This is a genomic window from Nocardiopsis algeriensis (assembly GCF_014203695.1).
GTDB lineage: Bacteria > Actinomycetota > Actinomycetes > Streptosporangiales > Streptosporangiaceae > Nocardiopsis > Nocardiopsis algeriensis.
Genome location: NZ_JACHJO010000007.1, coordinates 93,366 through 111,123, shown reverse-complemented (window position 1 = coordinate 111,123; position 17,758 = coordinate 93,366). Strand labels below are relative to the sequence as shown.

Here is a 17,758-nt window from a genome sequence, read left to right as displayed (position 1 = left end):
TGGGATATCAGTGAAGTCGAGCCACCCCATTCGGGGCAGGGTGGTACTGCTGTGCACACCGGTGCGACAGGCTTCAACCGAGCCCTCGGCGCCGCTGTCGCTCCGGGCTCCTTCGAGTGATCGGTGAGGGCCGGCGGCCAAAAGACTTTAAAAACAGTTTGAGAGCATCTGAGTGTCTCCCATGTCCCTGCCCGGATATTATTCGCCGGGACCAAGGAACGGAAATCTTCTCGAAGAGGATTGCATGCTGGAGACAAATGCCAGTTCATCCGATGAGGTCATCGGATTTGATTCGTCCACGAGAAAATGGATGACCGCTGAATCCGATAAAGGGGGCCCGGGGTTCGCCCCGATTCCTCCGCTGGAAGGTGTCCTGGCGGTCGACGACGCGTCCCGGAACGCGGTTGCCGTCGATCTGGGGAACATCTCCTACGAGAAACCGAGCGCGGTCCTGCGCCCCCGATCGGCACACGACGTGGCCGCGATGGTCGCGTTCTGCCGGGAGCAGGGAATCTCGGTGGCCGGCCGCGGCCAGGCGCACACCACCTTCGGCCAAGGGCTCTCGAACGGACTGGTGATCGAGAACCGCTGCCTGGACCGCATCCGCTTCCTCAGTCCGGACTCGGCGGAGGTCGATGCCGGTGTTCTGTGGAAGGACCTGACCAGAGCGGCATACGAGAGCTCGCCGAGACGGACGCCCCCGGTTCTCACCGGCTACACCGGACTCACCGTGGGCGGGACCCTGTCGGTGGGCGGGGTCGGAGGAATCTTTGGCGGTCTGCGCACCGGGCTGCAGATCGACCACGTGCGTGAACTGGAGGTTGTCACCGGGACCGGGGCCGTCGAGCGCTGCTCCCCGGGGCAGAAGAGCGACCTGTTCGAGGCGATGCTCGGCGGACTCGGCCAGTGCGGCATCATCACCAAGGCGACCGTCGACCTCGTTCCCGCCAGGGAGCGGGCACGCACCTACGTGTTCGGCCACACCGACGCCGGCGCGTTCTTCCGCGACCTTCGCGCGGTCATCGACCGCGACGGCGTCGACCACGTCTACGCCGAGTTTGTCGCGCCCGGCGCGTCCCCGAGTTTCACACTGTTCGCGACGACGTTCTACGACCTCTCCGCTCCACCGGACGACCAGGAGATCCTGGACGGTCTGGAAGCGGCGCCGGAGGTCAGGGACCGGGACTACATGGACCATGTGCTCTCGATCGACAACGTCATCGACCCGCTGTGCGAGACCGTGGGCTGGGACCGGCTCGTCAAACCGTGGTTCGACACCTGGCTGCCGGGATCGAAGCTGGAGGACTTCTTCGCCGACGTCCTCCCGACCCTGACCCCCCGCGACATCGGCCCCTACGGAGCCGGACTGATCTATCCGCAGCGGCGAGCGCACGCCAGGCGTCCCCTTCCGCGCGTGCCCGAACCCGACGGATCGGAGTGGCTGTTCGCCGTAGACATCAACACCGTCTCCGAGACCCCCGACCCCGAACCCGGCTTCGTCGATTCCATGCTCGCGCGCAACAGGCGCTTGATGGCCCGGACACGGGAGCGGCACGGCGGCGTGCTCTACCCGATCGGTTCGGTGCCCCTGACCCGACAGGAGTGGCGCGAGCACTACGGCGATGCGTGGGAGGACTTCCACGCGGCGAAGGAACGGTACGACCCCGACCGCGTCCTCACGTCCGGCCCCGGCATCTTCGAGGCCCCGGAAACCGCCGGGGAGGTGTGAGGGCATGGTTTCCCGACCGGAGCTCATCGGGGACCTCGGAGCGGTCTCCAGCACCTCACCGCTGGCCTCCAGCGCCGCGATGGCCGTCCTGGAGCAGGGCGGCAACGCTTTCGACGCAGCTGTCGCGGGCGGGCTGGTCCTCCAGGTGGTCGAGCCGCACTCCAACGGTCCCGGCGGCGACGTCGCGATCATCGCTCAGCGCTCGGGTGAGGAGAACGCCTCCGTCATCTGCGGGCAGGGGCCGATGCCGGGCAAGGCAGACCTGACGCACTTCACCGGCCTGGGCCTGCGCCAGATCCCGGGGTCCGGGCTTCTTCCGGCCACCGTCCCCGGCGCCATGGGCGCCTGGCTGCGTTTGCTCGCCGACTTCGGCAAGCTCCCCCTGGAGACGGTGGCCGACCCGGCGATCGGATACGCCACACGCGGTTACCCGGTCATGGCCGACACGGCGAAGGCGATCGGCGCGCTCGTGCCGCTGTTCGAGGACGAGTGGGCCTCCTCCGGCAAGACCTACCTGGTCGGCGGCCGCGCCCCGGCGGCCGGGGAACGACTCGCCAACCCGGACCTGGCCTCTGTGCTGCGCCGGCTCGTCAGCGAGGCCCGGGCGGGGAGCGCGGATCGGGACGCGCAGATCGAAAAGGCCGGACGCGTGTTCTACGAGGGCTTCGTGGCGGAGGCCATCGACGGGTTCGTCACCTCGACCGAAGTACTCGACGCGTCCGGGCATCGGAACAAGGGGCTGCTCACCGGCGACGACCTCGCCGCGTGGCGGGCCGACGTCGAGCCCGCGCTCCGCGGTGACTACCACGGACTGACCGTCAACAAGCCGGGCCCCTGGTCCCAGGGGCCGGTCTTCCTCCAGCAGCTGGCCCTCCTGGAGGCCCATGACCTGCGCTCGTCGGCCCCGGACGGCGCCGAGTACGTCCACCTGCTGACGGAGGCGGCCAAGCTCGCCTTCGCGGACAGGGAGGCGTGGTACGGGGATCCCGCCACCCATCCCGACCCGCCGCTCACCACTCTGCTCTCGCCGGAGTACAACGCCACCAGAAGACTGCTCATCGGAGACCGGGCGAACCCGTCCCCCGCCCCGGGTGTCTTGGGAGGCCGGACCTCCGAAGTGCCGGTGGTCGAGCCCGATCCGGTTCCGGACTGGGGCGGCGACTGGATGGACCAGTTGCAGAGCGGGATGCCCACGGTCGTCCTGCGGGCCACGCTGGACCCCGGCGACACGTGTGCGCTCGTGGTGGCCGACCGGCACGGGAACCTCGTCGCCGCGGTTCCCAGCGGGGGCTGGCTCAAGAGTTCCCCCGTCATCCCCGGTCTCGGCTTCCCGCTCGGTACGCGGGGACAGACCATGTGGCTGGTGGAGGGACACCCGAACGCGGTCGCCGGGGGCAAGCGTCCCCGCACGACACTGAGTCCGACCCTGGTCTCCCGGGACGGGCGTCCGTACCTGGCCTTCGGCACCCCCGGGGGCGACCGCCAGGACCAGTGGACCCTGGAAACCTTCCTGGCCGTGGCCGAATTCGGGGCGGACCTCCAGCAGAGCACAGAGGTACCCCTCTTCCACACCGACCACTTCCCGTCGTCGTTCACCCCTCGCAGCCGCCGGCACGGGACCTTGGTGGTGGAGGCCGGGATCGGATCCGAAGCCGTGGCCGAGCTCCGGCGCCGGGGACACGTGGTCGACGTGGTCCCCGAGATGTCCATGGGCGCCAAGGCCTGCATCGTGGGCGTGGGGCGGGACGGGTTCTTGCGTGCGGGCGCGGGGCCGCGCGGGCGCCAAGCCTACGCGGTGTGCCGCTGACGTTCCCCCGGTCGACCGCGGTCTCGAAGCGCAACGGGGCGGTGGGGACGGTCACCCGTCCCCACCGCCCCGCGCCTGCGCAGCCCGCTTCGCCCGGGCGGTCCCGGTTACCGAGCGGTCAGCTCATAGAAACACGTGCGCGGCCCGGCAACGGCGTTGGTGATGACGCGCTTGCAGCGCAACCGCGACCTTCGGAACACGTCCAGCCATGCCGTCCGGTTCCGCGGGATGCCCTGGCCGGTCAGCACGTGCACGAGGAAGAAGTCGGAGTCGTTCTCCCGGTTGTCGTAGCGGAGTTCCGGTTCTCCGAGCAGGAACACCTTGTCCTCGGTCAGCACGTCGGCGAGCCGGTTCAGAACCTCGATCACCGCGTCCTCCCCGTCCCGGAAGAGCTCGTGCATCACCCCGACCCCGACGAGCACATCGGCGGCCGCCGCCTTCTCGGACCAGGTGTCGGGTGAGAAGGCGTCGGCCACCTCGAAGCTCGTGCGGTCCGCGAGCCCGTCCCTTGCGCTGTCGGCCCGAGCGTTCTCGATGGCGGCGGGGGAGATGTCGATTCCCACGCCGGACAGCTCGGGCAGCCGTGCGCACAGACGAAGGATCAAGGATCCGTCCCCGCACCCGATGTCCAGGATCCGGCGCGGTTGCCGCTCCGCGATGGCCTCGGCGACGAGCCCGACGTAGGACACCGTGGCGACGGTTCCGGAGTGCCGGCTCAGCGCACCGCCCGCTCGGACCACGTCCCGCCCGTACTCGGCCTTGTTCGTGATCAGATCGGTGATCCGGGCGGTGACGGGTGCGTAGGCCTCGAGGTAGAAGCCGAGCCGCGCCAGTGAGATCTCGCTGGTGAGCAAAGTGCCTTTGGGAGAGAGCCGGTAGCGCCCGTCCCTCCGGTCGAGGACACCGCACAGCCGCAGATACTCGATGAATCCCTGGCCGGTATCGGTCGCGCTCCCGCCGAGGATCTCCGCCGCCGACGCCCACTCCTCGGCGCGCAGCCGTTCGAGGCATCCGGATTCGACAAAGGCGTAGAGTGACATGCACAGATGCATCGAGCTTATCAATTCCGGCATGCCGGACATGTGATAGGAATGCCACGAGTCGACCTGGTCTTCATTCCATATTTCGACGAGATCCGGCGCGTCCAATTGAAACTCCTCAAGGGAAATGCGAGTCGGGTTTCCACCCTTCCGCCAATGGCTGCTGGGCTCGATGGTAGTTTTCGCAGAAAAAGAGGACAAGCAGAGATCCGAAAAATAAAATTCATCGATTCTTGAAAAGCGTGTGTAGGTCCTCGGGGCCGCCGCCGTCGCATCTCAGGAGAACACAGTTCTCCGAGCGCGGGGTCACACGGCTCACCTGGCCGGACCGCGGCCGAAGGAATCCTTGAGAATATCTTCAGTTCCCTTGATGGAACCTGCCCGGCCGGAAAGGAAAGGATGGCCCTGTGGTCCACCCCTTCGATCCCCTCTGAGGAGGTCCTCGACCGATGAAGGCTCTGGTGCTGGCCGGCGGGTCGGGATCGCGACTGCGCCCCATCACCCACACCTCTGCGAAACAGCTTGTCCCGGTCGCCAACAAACCCGTGCTGTTCTACGGTCTGGAGTCGATCGCCGAGGCCGGTGTGCGTGAGGTCGGGATCGTGACCGGCAGCACGGCCGTCGAGATCAAGAACGCCGTCGGGGACGGGAGCGGTTTCGGTCTCGATGTCACCTATCTGCGGCAGGAGGCCCCGCTTGGGCTGGCACACGGTGTGCTCATCGCCCGCGAATACCTGGGCGACGACGATTTCGTCATGTACCTGGGCGACAACTTCATCGTCGGCGGCTTCGCCGAGCTGGCCGCCCGATTCCGGCGTCACCGTCCCGCGGCCCAGCTCATGCTGACCCGCACCAGCACGCCCCAGGCGTTCGGGGTGGCCGAACTGGACTCCGCCGGGCAGGTGGTGGGCCTGGAAGAGAAACCGGTGCGTCCGAAGAGCGACCTCGCGCTGGCCGGGGTGTACATGTTCACGCCCGCCGTGCACGGAATCATCGAGAACCTCAAGCCCTCGGGGCGCGGCGAGCTGGAGATCACCGATGCCATCCAGGGGCTGATCGATGCGGGCGAGCGGGTGGACTCCGCCATGATCACCGGTTACTGGAAGGACACCGGGAACGTGGACGACATGCTGGAGGTGAACCGGAAGGTGCTGGAGACACTGGAGCCGCGGAACTCGGGTACTGTCACCGACAGCGAACTGGTCGGGAGAGTGACGGTGGCCGAGGGCGCCCGGGTGGTCCGCTCACGCATCGTCGGTCCCGTGATCGTGGGGCCGGACACGGTCGTCCGCGACTCCTACATCGGGCCGTTCACGTCCGTCGAGGGCGGTTGCCGGATCGACGCGAGCGAGATCGAGTACTCGATCGTTCTCCGCGGTGCCTCGATCCAGGGGATGCGCCGCATCGAGCGATCTCTGATCGGCCGGGAGACGCAGATCGTCCCCGCCTCTCCCACGCCGAGAGCCCACCGGCTCGTGCTCGGCGACCACAGCCAAGTGCGAATCAGCACCTGAGCCGTCTCGGTCCCTTCCCCACCGCCCGCCCCGTGTCACCGGGCCGGCCCCTGCCCCAACAGAGGAGCGAAGAAGAAGCGATGAGAATTCTGGTCACCGGCGGCGCGGGTTTTATCGGCTCACACTTCGTGCGCATGCTGCTCGATCCGCGATCCGAGTTCCGCGTCCGGGGCCCGGTCACGGTACTCGACAAGCTGACCTATGCGGGGAGGAGGTCGAACCTGGACGCGGTCACGGAACGGATCGACTTCGTACAGGGCGACATCTGCGACGCGGACCTGCTCGCCCGGCTCCTTCCGGGACACGATGCGGTGGTCAACTTCGCCGCTGAGTCGCATGTGGACCGCTCCATCGCGGACGGCACGGAGTTCGCCCGCACGAACGTGCTCGGCGTTCAGACGCTGATGCAGTCCTGCCTCGAAGCCGGGGTCCGCAAGGTCGTCCATGTCTCCACGGACGAGGTGTACGGGAGCATCGCCGACGGGAGCTGGAGCGAGGACGCGCCGCTCGACCCCCGTTCCCCCTACTCGGCGACGAAGGCGGGGGGAGATCTCGTCGCCCTGGCCTACGCCCGCACCCACGGCCTGCCGGTGTGCATCACCCGCTGCGGCAACAACTACGGTCCCCGCCAGTACCCGGAGAAGGTCGTCCCGCTCTTCATCACCAACCTGATCCAAGGCCGCCCCGTCCCTTTGTACGGGGACGGGCGGAACGTCCGCGACTGGATACACGTGGACGACCACTGCCGGGGCATCCGCGTGGTGCTGGAGCGCGGCTCCCCAGGCGAGGTGTACCACATCGGCGGCATCGCCGAACTCACCAACCTCGAACTCACCCAGCGGCTGCTCACAGCCTTCGGTGCGACCTGGGACCGGGTGGAGTGGGTCCCCGACCGCAAGGGCCACGACCACCGCTACTGCCTGGCGGACGACAAGCTGCGCGCCTTGGGCTACGCGCCGACGATCGACTTCGAGCGAGGGTTGGCCGAGGTGATCGACTGGTACCGCGCCAACCCCTCGTGGTGGGAACCGCTGCGGAGCGCCATGGCGGCGCCGCGTCACCGGCCGGCCGTCGGTTCGCCGTAGTGGCGCAGGCACGTCCGGTACTCGGGCAGGAGCCCCTGCTGTCGTGCCGAGCGCAGGCCGGGGGCCAGCGCGTCCTTGTCCGACAGGATCGGTTCGACGTCGTCAGGCCAGGTGATCCCGATCTCCGGGTCGAGCGGGTGCACGCCGTGCTCGCGCTGCGGGGCGTAGGCCTGTGAGCACAGGTAGACCATGGTGCTGTGCTCGGAGAGTGCGACGTAGGCATGCCCGAGCCCTTCCCTGAGGAAGACACCCCGGTAGGCTCCCTCGCCCAGGCGCACCGACGCCCAGTCCCCGAACGTCGGCGACCCCGTCCGCAGGTCCACGATCACGTCCAGGACCGTCCCCGAGACACACACCACGTACTTGGCCTGGCCTGGGGGGACGTCGGCGTAGTGGATGCCGCGCAGGACGCCGCGGACGTTCGTCGCGCAGCTGGCCTGCTCCAGGCGGAACCGGACGCCGGTGTGCTCAGACAGCTCCTCGCTTCTCAGCAGCTCCAGGAAGTCCCCCCGCCGGTCCCGGTGCACGTCGGGGGTGAGGACGAAGGCGCCGGATATGCCCAGGCTCTCGATCACCGGACACCGCCCGGCTGTCGGGCAGCGGTGCCGGACGGGCTGAGTCCGCCCTCACGGACTCTGGCGTATTCGCCGATGATCTGCTCCCTTTCCCGGTGGAGGTCGCGCCCCGCGCACAACCCGTCCAGCACCGCGTTCGACTCGCGGTACATGCGTCGGGCCTCGTCGTAGGGGACGGACGTGAACGCCACCAGCTGGTAGAGCGGCGTATACAGATCGGGATGCTCCTCGTGGAGACGCCTCTCCAGCGATTTGCGGGCCAGGAAGGCCGGATCGTCGACGTGGGAGGACAGTTCCGCCAGGTTGTCCAGGGACAACCGGGCGAGCGCGTGCCCCGGCGCGACCCGCGCTCTGCTGTACTCCTCGGCGACGAGTTCCGTGACCGCGGCGATCTCGCTCTCCCCGGTGACGCGGAACTTCCCCAGGAGGGCGGCCAGGGTCGCGGCGTCCTCGAAACTGCAGTTGACCCCCTGGCCGTAGAACGGGACGACCGCGTGGGCGGCATCTCCCACGAGCACCGTGCGGCGGTAGTGGTAGGGCGAGCAGTCGACCGTGTACAGCCGTGCGGGCAGCCGCGCCATGAGGCCGCTTCCGACCCGGTTCATCCGGTCGAACACGTCCGGGAACTCGGTGGAGCAGTAGCCGCGGACCGCCTCGGCCGAGTCGAGCCCGGTGAAGTGGGACCGCCGCTCACTTCCGACCATCGGTTTGAACAAGCTCGTCGTGAACGTCCGATCGCGGTTGGGCATGGCCTGGAGGAAGTGGTCGCCCCGCGGCCACAGGTGCAACCCGCTCGGGTCCGCGTCCGTGTAGTCCATGGTGATCTCCGCGTGCCCGTGCGCGATGGACCTGCGGGTGACCTGCATGTGCCGCGGAGCGGAGGCGGCGATGGCGCCGCGGACGGCGCTGTTGGCGCCGTCGCAGCCGATGAGGAGGTCCCCCTCGTGCCGGGTCCTGCGGCCGTCCTTGTCGCGGACCGTCACCGCAGGTCGGACCGCGTCCACACCGACGCACTCGCGCCCGTAGTGGATCCGGGCCCCGGCCCGGACCGCCTGGTCGCGCAGCAGCTCCTGGAGGACCTGGCGGGGGATGGACAGCAGGTGGTGCGCGTCCGCCGTCCCGTACCGCTGGGTGGAGATCGCACCGTCGCGGTGGTGGATGATCCGCTTGGTCAGCACCGTGCCCCGGTGGTAGAGGCGGCGCTTGACCGGGTGGGGAAGTCCCGAGAGCCCGCGCGAGGTGAGGGTGAGATTGAAGGAGTGGCCGGAGCCGACCGGGCCGGAAGCAGACGTCCGCTCGAAGAGGTCGACCTCGATCCCCTGGCCCCGGAGCAGGACGGCCAGAGCGCATCCGACCGGCCCCGCGCCGACGATCACCACCGAGTACTCGCGTTCCTCAGCCATGCCTCTCCTTCCGCCGGTCCTTCTCCGGCAAGGGGACCGCCCCATGGGAGCGGAAGTACGCGAACATCCGGCTGATCCATCCCGTGTCCTCGACGGGTACCGAGCACCCCAGGTCGGTCAGGCGCCGGCGTGTCCTCTCGTTGCCGAAGGCGTGGTCGCCGAGTCGCATCACACCCTCGCGCATGAACGGCACCAGCGAGCCGAGCCCCTCCTCGCGGGCATCGGATTCGGCCCGCTGTTCCAGAGCGGCCATCCAGTCCGCGCGGGTGACCGGCTCGACCCTGTACCCCTCCGCGCGGACGGTCTCGATGATCGCCGGCCACGAGAGCCCTCGGTCGTGGAACAGGTGCCAGTTGGCGTTGTCGGGCCCGGCGGACGAGAGGCGCACGATCGCCCGGGCCACGTAGTCCACCGGCAGCAGATCGACGTGCGGCGCCTGCACGATGTCCTCGGGGTAGCGGCCGAGAAGGGCGAAACTCTTCATCTGGAGCCAGAAGAAGTCGTCGTGCCGACAGGCCCCGGTGCCTTCGTGGCCCCCGATGCGGCCGACGCGGTGCAGCGTGACCGGTAGTCCGGCCTCCCTGGCCCGCAGAGCCAGGTGTTCGGCCACCCACTTGCTCTGCGAGTATCCGATGCCCAGCGACTCGGGGTCCCCGGGGACCGCGTCCTCGGTCACACGGCCGGAGGTCGAGTCGGGGGGAAAGACCCCCATCGTCGAGACCAGCCGCAGCGGTGTGCGGTTGACCGCGCAGAGGCCGAGCAGCGTCCGCAGTCCGTCGACGTTCGCGCGCCTGACCGTGTGGTAGGGAACGGCGAAGTTGATGTGCGCGGCGGCGTGGTAGACCTCGTCCACCGAGCGCGCCAACAGTTCGTACCCCTCTCCCAGTCCGAGCCAGGGCTTCGACAGGTCGCCCAGGACAACCTCCACCCCGTCGATCCCGGAGGTGTCCAGGGCGAATTTCTCGAACGCCGCGGACAGGCGCCACCGGGCCTGCTGTTCCGTGTCCGCGCGGACGAGGCAGCGGACCCGCCGTCCGGCCCGCTGCAGTTCGCCGAGCAGATGGCTGCCGAGGAATCCGGTGGCACCGGTCAGCAGGACCGTCCCGTCGGTCGGCCCTCGCCCGGGCGGGACCGAGAAGTCGCGCAGGCGCGCGTCGTCGCGCAGCACCGCCCCCGTCGTCCGGTCGCCGGTGCCTTCACCGTCCACCAGGCACCCCGCCATGCCGCGCAGGGTGGGGGTGCTGAGCAGAGCCGACAGAGCGATGTCCGCGCCGAAGCGACGCCGGACCAGCCGGTGCAGGCGGGCCGCCAGCATCGAGTGCCCGCCGAGCAGGAAGAAGTCGTCATCCGGGGTCTCGGGTGGGAACCCGAGCAGTTCCGTCCACACCTCGGCCATGGCGAGCATGTGCCGGGCCATCGGGGTGTCCCTGCCGACCGCTTCCTCCAGAGTCGGGCGCGACCGGTCGGAGCCCATGGCGGAGTTCTCGGCCTGCCGGTCCTGCCATTGCTCCAGGGCCCGGCGGTCCATCTTCCCGGTCGAGGTCAAGGGGATGCCGTCGATTCGGGTGAGGGTGGCCGGGACCATGTAGCCGGGGAGCACCTTCCCGAGCCTTGCCCGCCAGTCGGGCGGTGGTTCGGCACCTGATTGCACGAACGCGTGCAGCCTCCGCTCGCCTCCCGACGTCCGGGCCACCACCGCGGCCATGTTCGTGTCCAGCACGCGTTCGATCGCGGACTCCACCTCGCCCGGTTCGACCCGGTACCCCCGGATCTTGATCTGGTCGTCGACCCGGCCCCGGTAGTGCAGGCGTCCATCGGGCGCCAGCACCACCACGTCGCCGGTCCGGTACATCCGCTGCCCGGCCGGCCCGAAGGGGTCGGGCCGCATCGCCTTGTCGGTCCTCTCGGGCAGGTTGAGGTAGCCAGGCGAGACCACCGGCCCCGCGATGCACAGCTCCCCCTCGACACCGAAGGGGGCCAAGCGGTCGCCGTCGACGAGGACGCGGGCGTCGACCCCGGGAACGAGGCCCCCGATCGGCGGCATCGTGGGCCATGTGTCGGGATCGGGGTCCAGGGTCTCGGCCGTGCACCAGTGCGCCTCGGAGGGGCCGTAGGCGTTGATCAGCCGCGCGTGCGGCAGCGCTCGGAACATTGCCCGCAAGTCGTCGGTGACGACCAGACGTTCGCCTGTGACGTACACCTCGCGCAGGTCCGGCAGCGGAACGGAGGAGGCCCGCAGGACCGCGGCGAGTTCGCGGAGCGCCACGTAGGGGAAGAACGCCCGCTCGATCCGCTGTTCGGCGAGCTGCGCGGCGAGGGTGTCGAAATCGGTCCTGGCATGGGCGGGCGGGACGACCAGGGTGCCTCCCGTGCACAGGGAACCGACGAGTTCCAGCGCGAAGACGTCGAAGGCGGGAGACATGTACTGGAGCGTGCGCATCCGCCGCCGGGAGGACATCCACTCCTGGCAGTGCACGAGATTGGCCAGCGTGGCCTCGGTGATCACCACGCCCTTGGGTCGGCCGGTGGAGCCCGAGGTGTAGACGATGTACGCGGTGTCGTCGGGCCCCTTGCGCCCGGGGCCGACGAGGCCGTCGGGACCGCCGTCGAGGTCGTCGGGGGCGAGGATCTCCAGCTCCGCGGGAAGGTCCGTGCCGGACAGGTCGATGCGGGGGTCGCGGACGAGGATCGCGGCGCCGCTGTCGCCGATGGCGAAGCGCAGCCGTTCCACCGGGTTCCCCGGGTCGAGGGCGACGTAGCTTCCCCCGGCCCGCAGAATCCCGAGGACCGTTGTCACCAGGTCGGCCCCGGGGTGCAGGAGGACAGCGACCGGCGTGCCCGAACGCACTCCTCGCGCGACCAGGCCCGCCGCCGAGGACCGGACCCGGTCGTCGAGTTCGGCGTAGGTGAGGACGACACCGTCGGCGACCAGGGCGGGCCGGTCGGGGCCGGCCTTGGCGGCCGCGGCGAAGAGGCCGTCGGTCAGTTCGGTGCCGAGCTCGGGGGCGTCGTCCTGTCGCGAGCAGGCCGCGATGACCGCGGCCTCCTCTTCCTCGCCCATCCACGGCAGCTCACGGACCGGTGCGTCCGGCCCGGCGAGCACGTCCTCGACGAGCCGCCGGAGCCGCTTGGCGAGGTGGTCCACGAACGCGGCGCCGTCGTCGGTGGTCGAGGTGTGCTCCAGGACGAGCGTCTTGCGGTCGGGAGCCTCGTCGACGATGAGCGCCAGGTCGTACTTGGCACCACCCGAGGTGTACTCCCACGTCGTCACCCCCCATTCGCGGAGGTCGAGGCCGCGCGCGTCGGCCGGCATGACGGTGATCATCGCGTTGAACAGCTCGCCGGTGCCGTCCCGGTGGCTGCCGCTGTCGCGGAGGCCGGCGACCACGGACTCCAGTGGGGTGTAGCGGTGCCGGAGCACGTCGAGCACCTCGTCTCTGACGGCTCGGAGCACGTCGTGGACGGTGTCCCGGTCCGTCAGGCGGTGGCGGAGCACGACGGTGTTGGTCAGGTGTCCGACGACCTCGGCGGTCTCGCTCCCCTCGCGCACGGAGAGCGGCATGCCCAGCAGGACATCGTCCCGGCGGGTCTGCCGATGCAACAGCAAGAAGTACACGGCGATGAAGAACATGCTGGTGGTGAGGCCCTTCGCAGCGCAGAGCGCCTGGACCCGCGTGATCAGCTCCGGGCCGAGGACCGTCCGGGCAGAGGTGCTGTAGAGCTCCCGTTCCCCCGTCAGGGTGATGGGCGCGGCCGCGGGCGCGTCGGCGAGTTTCTCCCGCCAATGGTCCAGGGTCTTGGAGGCCACCCCCGACTCCGCGGCGTCCGCCAGGCGCTCACGCCACCGGGCGTAGGCCTCAACCGACTGCCGCAGCACCGGAGGCCGGGGCCCGTGGCCGTGCGCCAGGGCCGCGTAGGCCGCTTCGACCTGGCGCAGGTAGGGCTTCCACGACATCCCGTCGAAGACGGTGTGGTGGACGTTGAACACGAGCAGGCTCGTCCCCCGGGAGAGGAGGCGAAGGTGGCGGACGCGCGCAAGCGGTCCCGCCTGCAGGTCGAAGACGGTCCGGGCGACCTCGTCCACCTGCGCGTCGATCCACTCCTGCGGATCGGGTTCGTCCGAGTCCCGCAGTTCGATGATCGGATCCAGGCGGTCGTGCACGACCTGCCGAAGATCGCCGTCCGGGTCCATCTCGAATGTCGTACGCAGGGAGAGCTGCTCGCCGTGGACCGCGCGCACGGCGGCCGCGAAGTGCTCGTCGTCCAGCAGGACGGGGAGCCGCAGAATCAGGGGCTGGTTGTACGCCGTGGGGTCGTCGGTGCCGTAGGTGCTGGCGAACCACAGCCCGGCCTGTACCGGCGACGGAGGGAACGTCTGTCTTCCGATGCCCGTCATCTGGAGCCACCTCCACGGCGCTCGGCCCGGATCCGGTCGGCGATACCGGCCACCGTGCCGGCGTCGAGGAGATCGCCGGGAGACAGCGCGACACCGACCACGTCGTCGAGCCGGGACCCGAGGTCGATCAGATGCAGCGAGGTGACCCCGGCGTCGAGGAGTGCGTCGTCGATGCCGAGCTGCGGGTGGTCCATCACGGCGGCCAGCGTCGACCGGACGGTCTCGGCGAGTTCGTCACGCGGGACCTGTTCCGTGCTCCGCCCCGCCCCCTGCCCGGAGGCGAGCCGTTCGCGCAGCTCGCTCCGGTCGATCTTGCCGTTGGCGTTGAGGGGGAAGGAATCGAGGACCGTCACGGTCGACGGAACCATGTGGTCGGGCAACTTCTCCCGGAGGTGAGCCGTGAGGGCGTGCTCATCGACACCGCCCCGGCCGCCGACTCCGGAAACGGCGGTGCACCACAGCACGAGCCGTTCCGCGGCCTCCTCGCCGGCGGGGGCCTGGACGACCGCTCGGGCCACGCCCGGGAAGGCCTCGGCGGTCAGCTCGACGTGGCGGGGCTCCACCCGGAACCCCCGGACCTTCAGCATCTGGTCGGCGCGCCCGCCGAGCACGATCTCGCCCTCTTCGGTCCACTTGGCCAGATCCCCGGTGCGCAGCAGCCTCCGGCCGCCGTGCCGAACGAACTTCTCCTCGGTCAGCTCACGGTCGCCGAGGTAGCCCAGGGCGAGGCCGTCTCCGGCTATGCAGAACTCACCGATCCGACCGGGCGGGCACTCCTCGAAGTGCTCGTCGCGGACGGACAGCTCCACGGTGGGCATCGGACGGCCGACGGGGACCTCTCCCGTGGACAGGTCCGCCTCGGTGACCCGGTGCACCGCTGTGAGCGCGGAGTTCTCCGTGCAGCCGAAGGCGTTGAACAGAGCACCCTCCATCACGCCGAGGGCGCGTCTCATGTGCTCGGCGGACGGGAAGTCCCCGCTGACGATCACCCACCTGGCTTGGGCCAGGGTCTGCGGATGGTGTTCGACCAGCAGGTTGAAGAGCCCGACGGGCAGGTTCAGCACCGTGGTCCGGTCGCGGGTGATCAGCTCGGCCAGCTCCCGCAGGGCGGGAAGCTCCTGCGGGGCGACCATGAGCCTTCCGCCGCGCAGGAGGCAAGTCCAGATATCGGTGGTCGACGCCGCGAAGCTCGGTTGTGCGAGTTGCAGGAACCGGTCACCCGGGCCGGGGGTGTACTCGGACAGATACCGGGAGACCCGGGCGATCCCCCGGTGCGCGATCACGACGCCCTTGGGCACCCCGGTCGATCCGGAGGTGAACAGGACGAAGGCCGGGGCGTCCGCACCCAGCTCGACCGGAGGCGCCCCGGCCGGGAGCTCGGCGGCCTCGGCCAGCAGGTCGGCGGCCGACAGCGTCTCCTTCCACGGTGCCTCCTCCGGGTCAGAGCCGACAACCATGAGCACGGGGTCGGCGGCCTCGTGCATCCGCGCCTTGTAGTCGTGCGGGTGGACGGGGTTGAAGGGGACCACGACGAGCCCGGCCTTGAGAATGCCCAGGAAGAGCTGGTACGTGGCCAGGCTCCGATCGAGGTGGACGCCCACGTGCTGTCCCGGCCGCAGGCCGCGGTTGGCCAGGGCTCGGGCGATCCGGTCGGTGCCCGCGTCCAGTTCTCCGTATGTCAGAGTCCGCACGCCGTCCGTGATCGCTTCGCGGTGCGCGTGGTCTCGCGCCGTCCGTACGAACGCATCGGTGATCGTCTCCGCGGTGAGGTTCTCCGGCGGTCCGGACACGGTCGTCGAAGGCATCCCCACTGCTTCGTCACGGCTCTGCTCGACTTCGTCCATGCGATCAGCTCAGCTCCTTGGCCAGATACCGTCCGGTCAGGCTGTCCTGGGCATCGGCCAGATCCTCCGGCCGGCCGGTGAAGACGATGCTGCCGCCGTCGTGCCCCGCCTCCGGGCCCAGGTCGATCACCCAGTCGGCGAGCCGCACGACGTCGAGGTCGTGCTCGATGACGATCACCGTGTTGCCCGCGTCGATGATCCGGTGGAAGAGGGCGACGAGGTTGCGCACGTCGGCCATGTGCAGGCCGGAGGTCGGCTCGTCGAAGACGAAGATCCGCCCGTTGTCGGTGAGGCGGCTCGCCAGCTTCACGCGCTGGCGCTCACCGCCGGAGAGCTCCGACAGCGGCCGGCCGAGGGTGAGATAGCCCAGCCCCACATCCACGAAGGCGTTCAACCGATCCCGGACCGTTCCGCCGATCTGCTCGACGGCCTCCTCCACGGTCGTCTCCAGCATCTGGGTGATCGTGCGGCCGTACAGCCGGTACTGCAGCACGTCGGGGTGGTAGCGCCCGCCACCGCACGTCTCGCACGTGACGGTGACAGGGTCGAGATAGGCCATGTCGCTGGTCACGGTCCCGCGCCCCTTGCAGGTGGGGCAGGCACCCTCCGCGTTGAAACTGAACAGGCCGGGGCTGACCCCGTGCACCCGCGCGAATTCGCGGCGGATGTGGTCCCAGATCTTGGCGTAGGTCGCAGGGGTCGACCGGGGGTTGATACCGACCGCGCTCTGGTCGATGACGACGACGCCGGGGTGCTGCTGGGGCAGCACCTTCGTGGCCAGTGAGCTCTTCCCCGACCCGGCGACCCCGGTCACGGCCGTGAGGACCCCCAGGGGGAAGTCGACGTCGACGTCGCGCAGGTTGTGCAGGTTGGCCGACCGGACCGCCAGGCAGGCGTCGAAACGGCGCGATCTGGAGGCCGGGAGCGGTTCACGCAGACCCCGGCCGGTGGCGGTACCGCTCGCGGCGAGTTCGGCCGGCGTGCCCTCGAACACGACCGATCCGCCGTGCTTGCCCGCGCCGGGGCCGATGTCGATCACGTGGTCGGCGGCCTCGATGACCGCGCGGTTGTGCTCGACGACGAGAACGATGTTGCCCTTGTCCCGCAGCTGGTACAGCAGCGCGATCAGCCGCTCGACGTCACGCGGGTGCAGGCCGGTGCTGGGCTCGTCGAAGACGTAGGTCATGCCGGTCAGGCTCGATCCGAGGTGGCGCACGGTCTTCAGACGCTGCGCCTCGCCGCCGCTGAGGGTGAGAGAGGACCGGTCGAGGGAGAGGTAGCCCAGCCCGACCGTCTCCATCCGCCGCAGCGCCGCGATCGGCTGCGCCAGGAGCGAGGCGTCGCCGATGGCGGTCTCCATCGCGACGAGCGTGTCCAGCAGGTCGGTCACCTGCATCGCCGACAGGTCGGCGATGTTGCGTCCGTCGATGCGCGAGTCGAGGGCCGCCCGGCACAGCCGCGTGCCTGCGCAGGCGGTGCAGACCGCCATGTCGACGACCCTCTCGACGTGCTTGCGCTCCTTGGCCTTGAGCGAGTCCAGTCCGGGCTTGACGAACCGCCGCGTGAAGCGGTCCACCAATCCTTCGTAGTCGTTCACCGCCACGTTGCCGAGGTCGTCGAGCCGGTCGGTCCGGAAGCCGCCGCCGTACAGCAGGAGCTCCAGCTTCTCCTCGGGGTAGTCCTTCAGTGGGAGGTCGGCGTCGAACAGGGGCTCACCGAGGCGGGAGCTGGGCTGCTCGACGTGGAAGTGGGCCGTCGCGTAGCGCTTCCAGTAGTTCGTGCCGACAGCGAAACTCGGGTGCTGGATCGCCCCCTCGTTCAGCGATTTGGACCGGTCCAGCAGCCGGTCGACGTCCAGGGTCAGCACCTGGCCCAGCCCGTCGCACTCGGGACACATCCCCTCCGGTGCGTTGAACGAGTAGGCGGTCGACTCGCCCGCGCTGGGGCTCCCGTGCCGGGAGAACAGGACGCGCAGCATCGGCTGGACCTCGGTGAGGGTGCCGACCGTGGAGCGCGCGTTGCGGCCCAGGCCGCGCTGGTCGACGACGATGGCCGGGGCGAGGTTCTCGATGTACTCGAAGTCGGGGCGCTCGAACTTCGGCAGCCGGTTGCGGATGAAGAGCGGGAACACCTCGTTGAGCTGCCGCTGTGATTCCTTGGCGATCGTCTCGAACACCAGCGACGACTTCCCCGACCCCGATACCCCGGTGACCACGGTCAATGCGGGGGAGGGGATGCTCACGGTGACGCCGTTCAGGTTGTTCTCACGGGCTCCGTGGACGACGAGCGGCGGCCTCGTACCTTTCACCGCGTTCCACTTCCTTTCCTGGGTTCTCACTGGCTGTTCACCGGGTCGGTGGCTCCG

Annotated in this window: 10 protein-coding genes; 4 read left to right on the top strand and 6 right to left on the bottom strand. The window is 69.5% G+C overall.

The genetic code is table 11. From position 1 onward, the window contains the following. The first annotated feature begins 310 nt into the window (after window positions 1-310). Both FHS13_RS12590 and FHS13_RS12585 read left to right on the top strand, forming a co-directional pair. Entirely contained in the window at window positions 311-1,729 is a 1,419-nt protein-coding gene (locus FHS13_RS12590) for an FAD-binding protein (protein WP_184291808.1), read from the top strand. Between the two features lie 4 nt (window positions 1,730-1,733). Further along, window positions 1,734-3,536, top strand: coding sequence for a gamma-glutamyltransferase family protein (locus FHS13_RS12585; RefSeq protein WP_184291805.1), 1,803 nt, complete (start codon window positions 1,734-1,736; stop codon window positions 3,534-3,536). Between the two features lie 107 nt (window positions 3,537-3,643). Here FHS13_RS12585 and FHS13_RS12580 read toward each other — a convergent pair whose 3' ends face one another. Further along, the gene (locus tag FHS13_RS12580) at window positions 3,644-4,576 is read right to left on the bottom strand and encodes an SAM-dependent methyltransferase (protein WP_221442841.1); all 933 of its coding nucleotides are present in this window, start codon (window positions 4,574-4,576) and stop codon (window positions 3,644-3,646) included. A gap of 449 nt (window positions 4,577-5,025) precedes the next feature. Here FHS13_RS12580 and FHS13_RS12575 point away from each other — a divergent pair, with 449 nt between their 5' ends. Then, entirely contained in the window at window positions 5,026-6,090 is a 1,065-nt protein-coding gene (locus FHS13_RS12575) for a glucose-1-phosphate thymidylyltransferase (protein WP_184291801.1), read from the top strand. Between the two features lie 80 nt (window positions 6,091-6,170). Then, window positions 6,171-7,175 carry a dTDP-glucose 4,6-dehydratase gene (gene rfbB / locus FHS13_RS12570; RefSeq protein WP_184291798.1) on the top strand — a complete coding sequence of 335 codons (1,005 nt, stop codon included), beginning with the start codon at window positions 6,171-6,173 and terminating at the stop codon, window positions 7,173-7,175. On the opposite strand, the gene FHS13_RS12565 is transcribed toward rfbB, so the two are convergent. From FHS13_RS12565 to FHS13_RS12545, 5 genes are read right to left on the bottom strand one after another with little or no spacing between them, the layout of a single operon-like run. Continuing rightward, complete coding sequence (locus FHS13_RS12565; RefSeq protein ID WP_343065005.1) at window positions 7,148-7,750, bottom strand: dTDP-4-dehydrorhamnose 3,5-epimerase family protein; 603 nt, start codon at window positions 7,748-7,750, stop codon at window positions 7,148-7,150. The genes rfbB and FHS13_RS12565 overlap by 28 nt on opposite strands. Further along, window positions 7,747-9,153, bottom strand: coding sequence for an FAD-dependent oxidoreductase (locus tag FHS13_RS12560; protein ID WP_184291796.1), 1,407 nt, complete (start codon window positions 9,151-9,153; stop codon window positions 7,747-7,749). Before FHS13_RS12560 ends, FHS13_RS12565 begins: the two co-directional genes overlap by 4 nt. Further along, on the bottom strand, window positions 9,146-13,549 hold the full coding sequence (locus FHS13_RS12555) for a non-ribosomal peptide synthetase (RefSeq protein ID WP_184291794.1): 4,404 nt from the start codon (window positions 13,547-13,549) through the stop codon (window positions 9,146-9,148). Before FHS13_RS12555 ends, FHS13_RS12560 begins: the two co-directional genes overlap by 8 nt. Further along, window positions 13,546-15,393, bottom strand: a complete 1,848-nt coding sequence (locus FHS13_RS12550) for a non-ribosomal peptide synthetase (protein ID WP_246405261.1) — start codon at window positions 15,391-15,393, stop codon at window positions 13,546-13,548. Before FHS13_RS12550 ends, FHS13_RS12555 begins: the two co-directional genes overlap by 4 nt. A 4-nt stretch (window positions 15,394-15,397) precedes the next feature. After that, complete coding sequence (locus tag FHS13_RS12545; protein WP_184291792.1) at window positions 15,398-17,701, bottom strand: ATP-binding cassette domain-containing protein; 2,304 nt, start codon at window positions 17,699-17,701, stop codon at window positions 15,398-15,400. Between the last annotated feature and the right edge of the window lie 57 nt (window positions 17,702-17,758).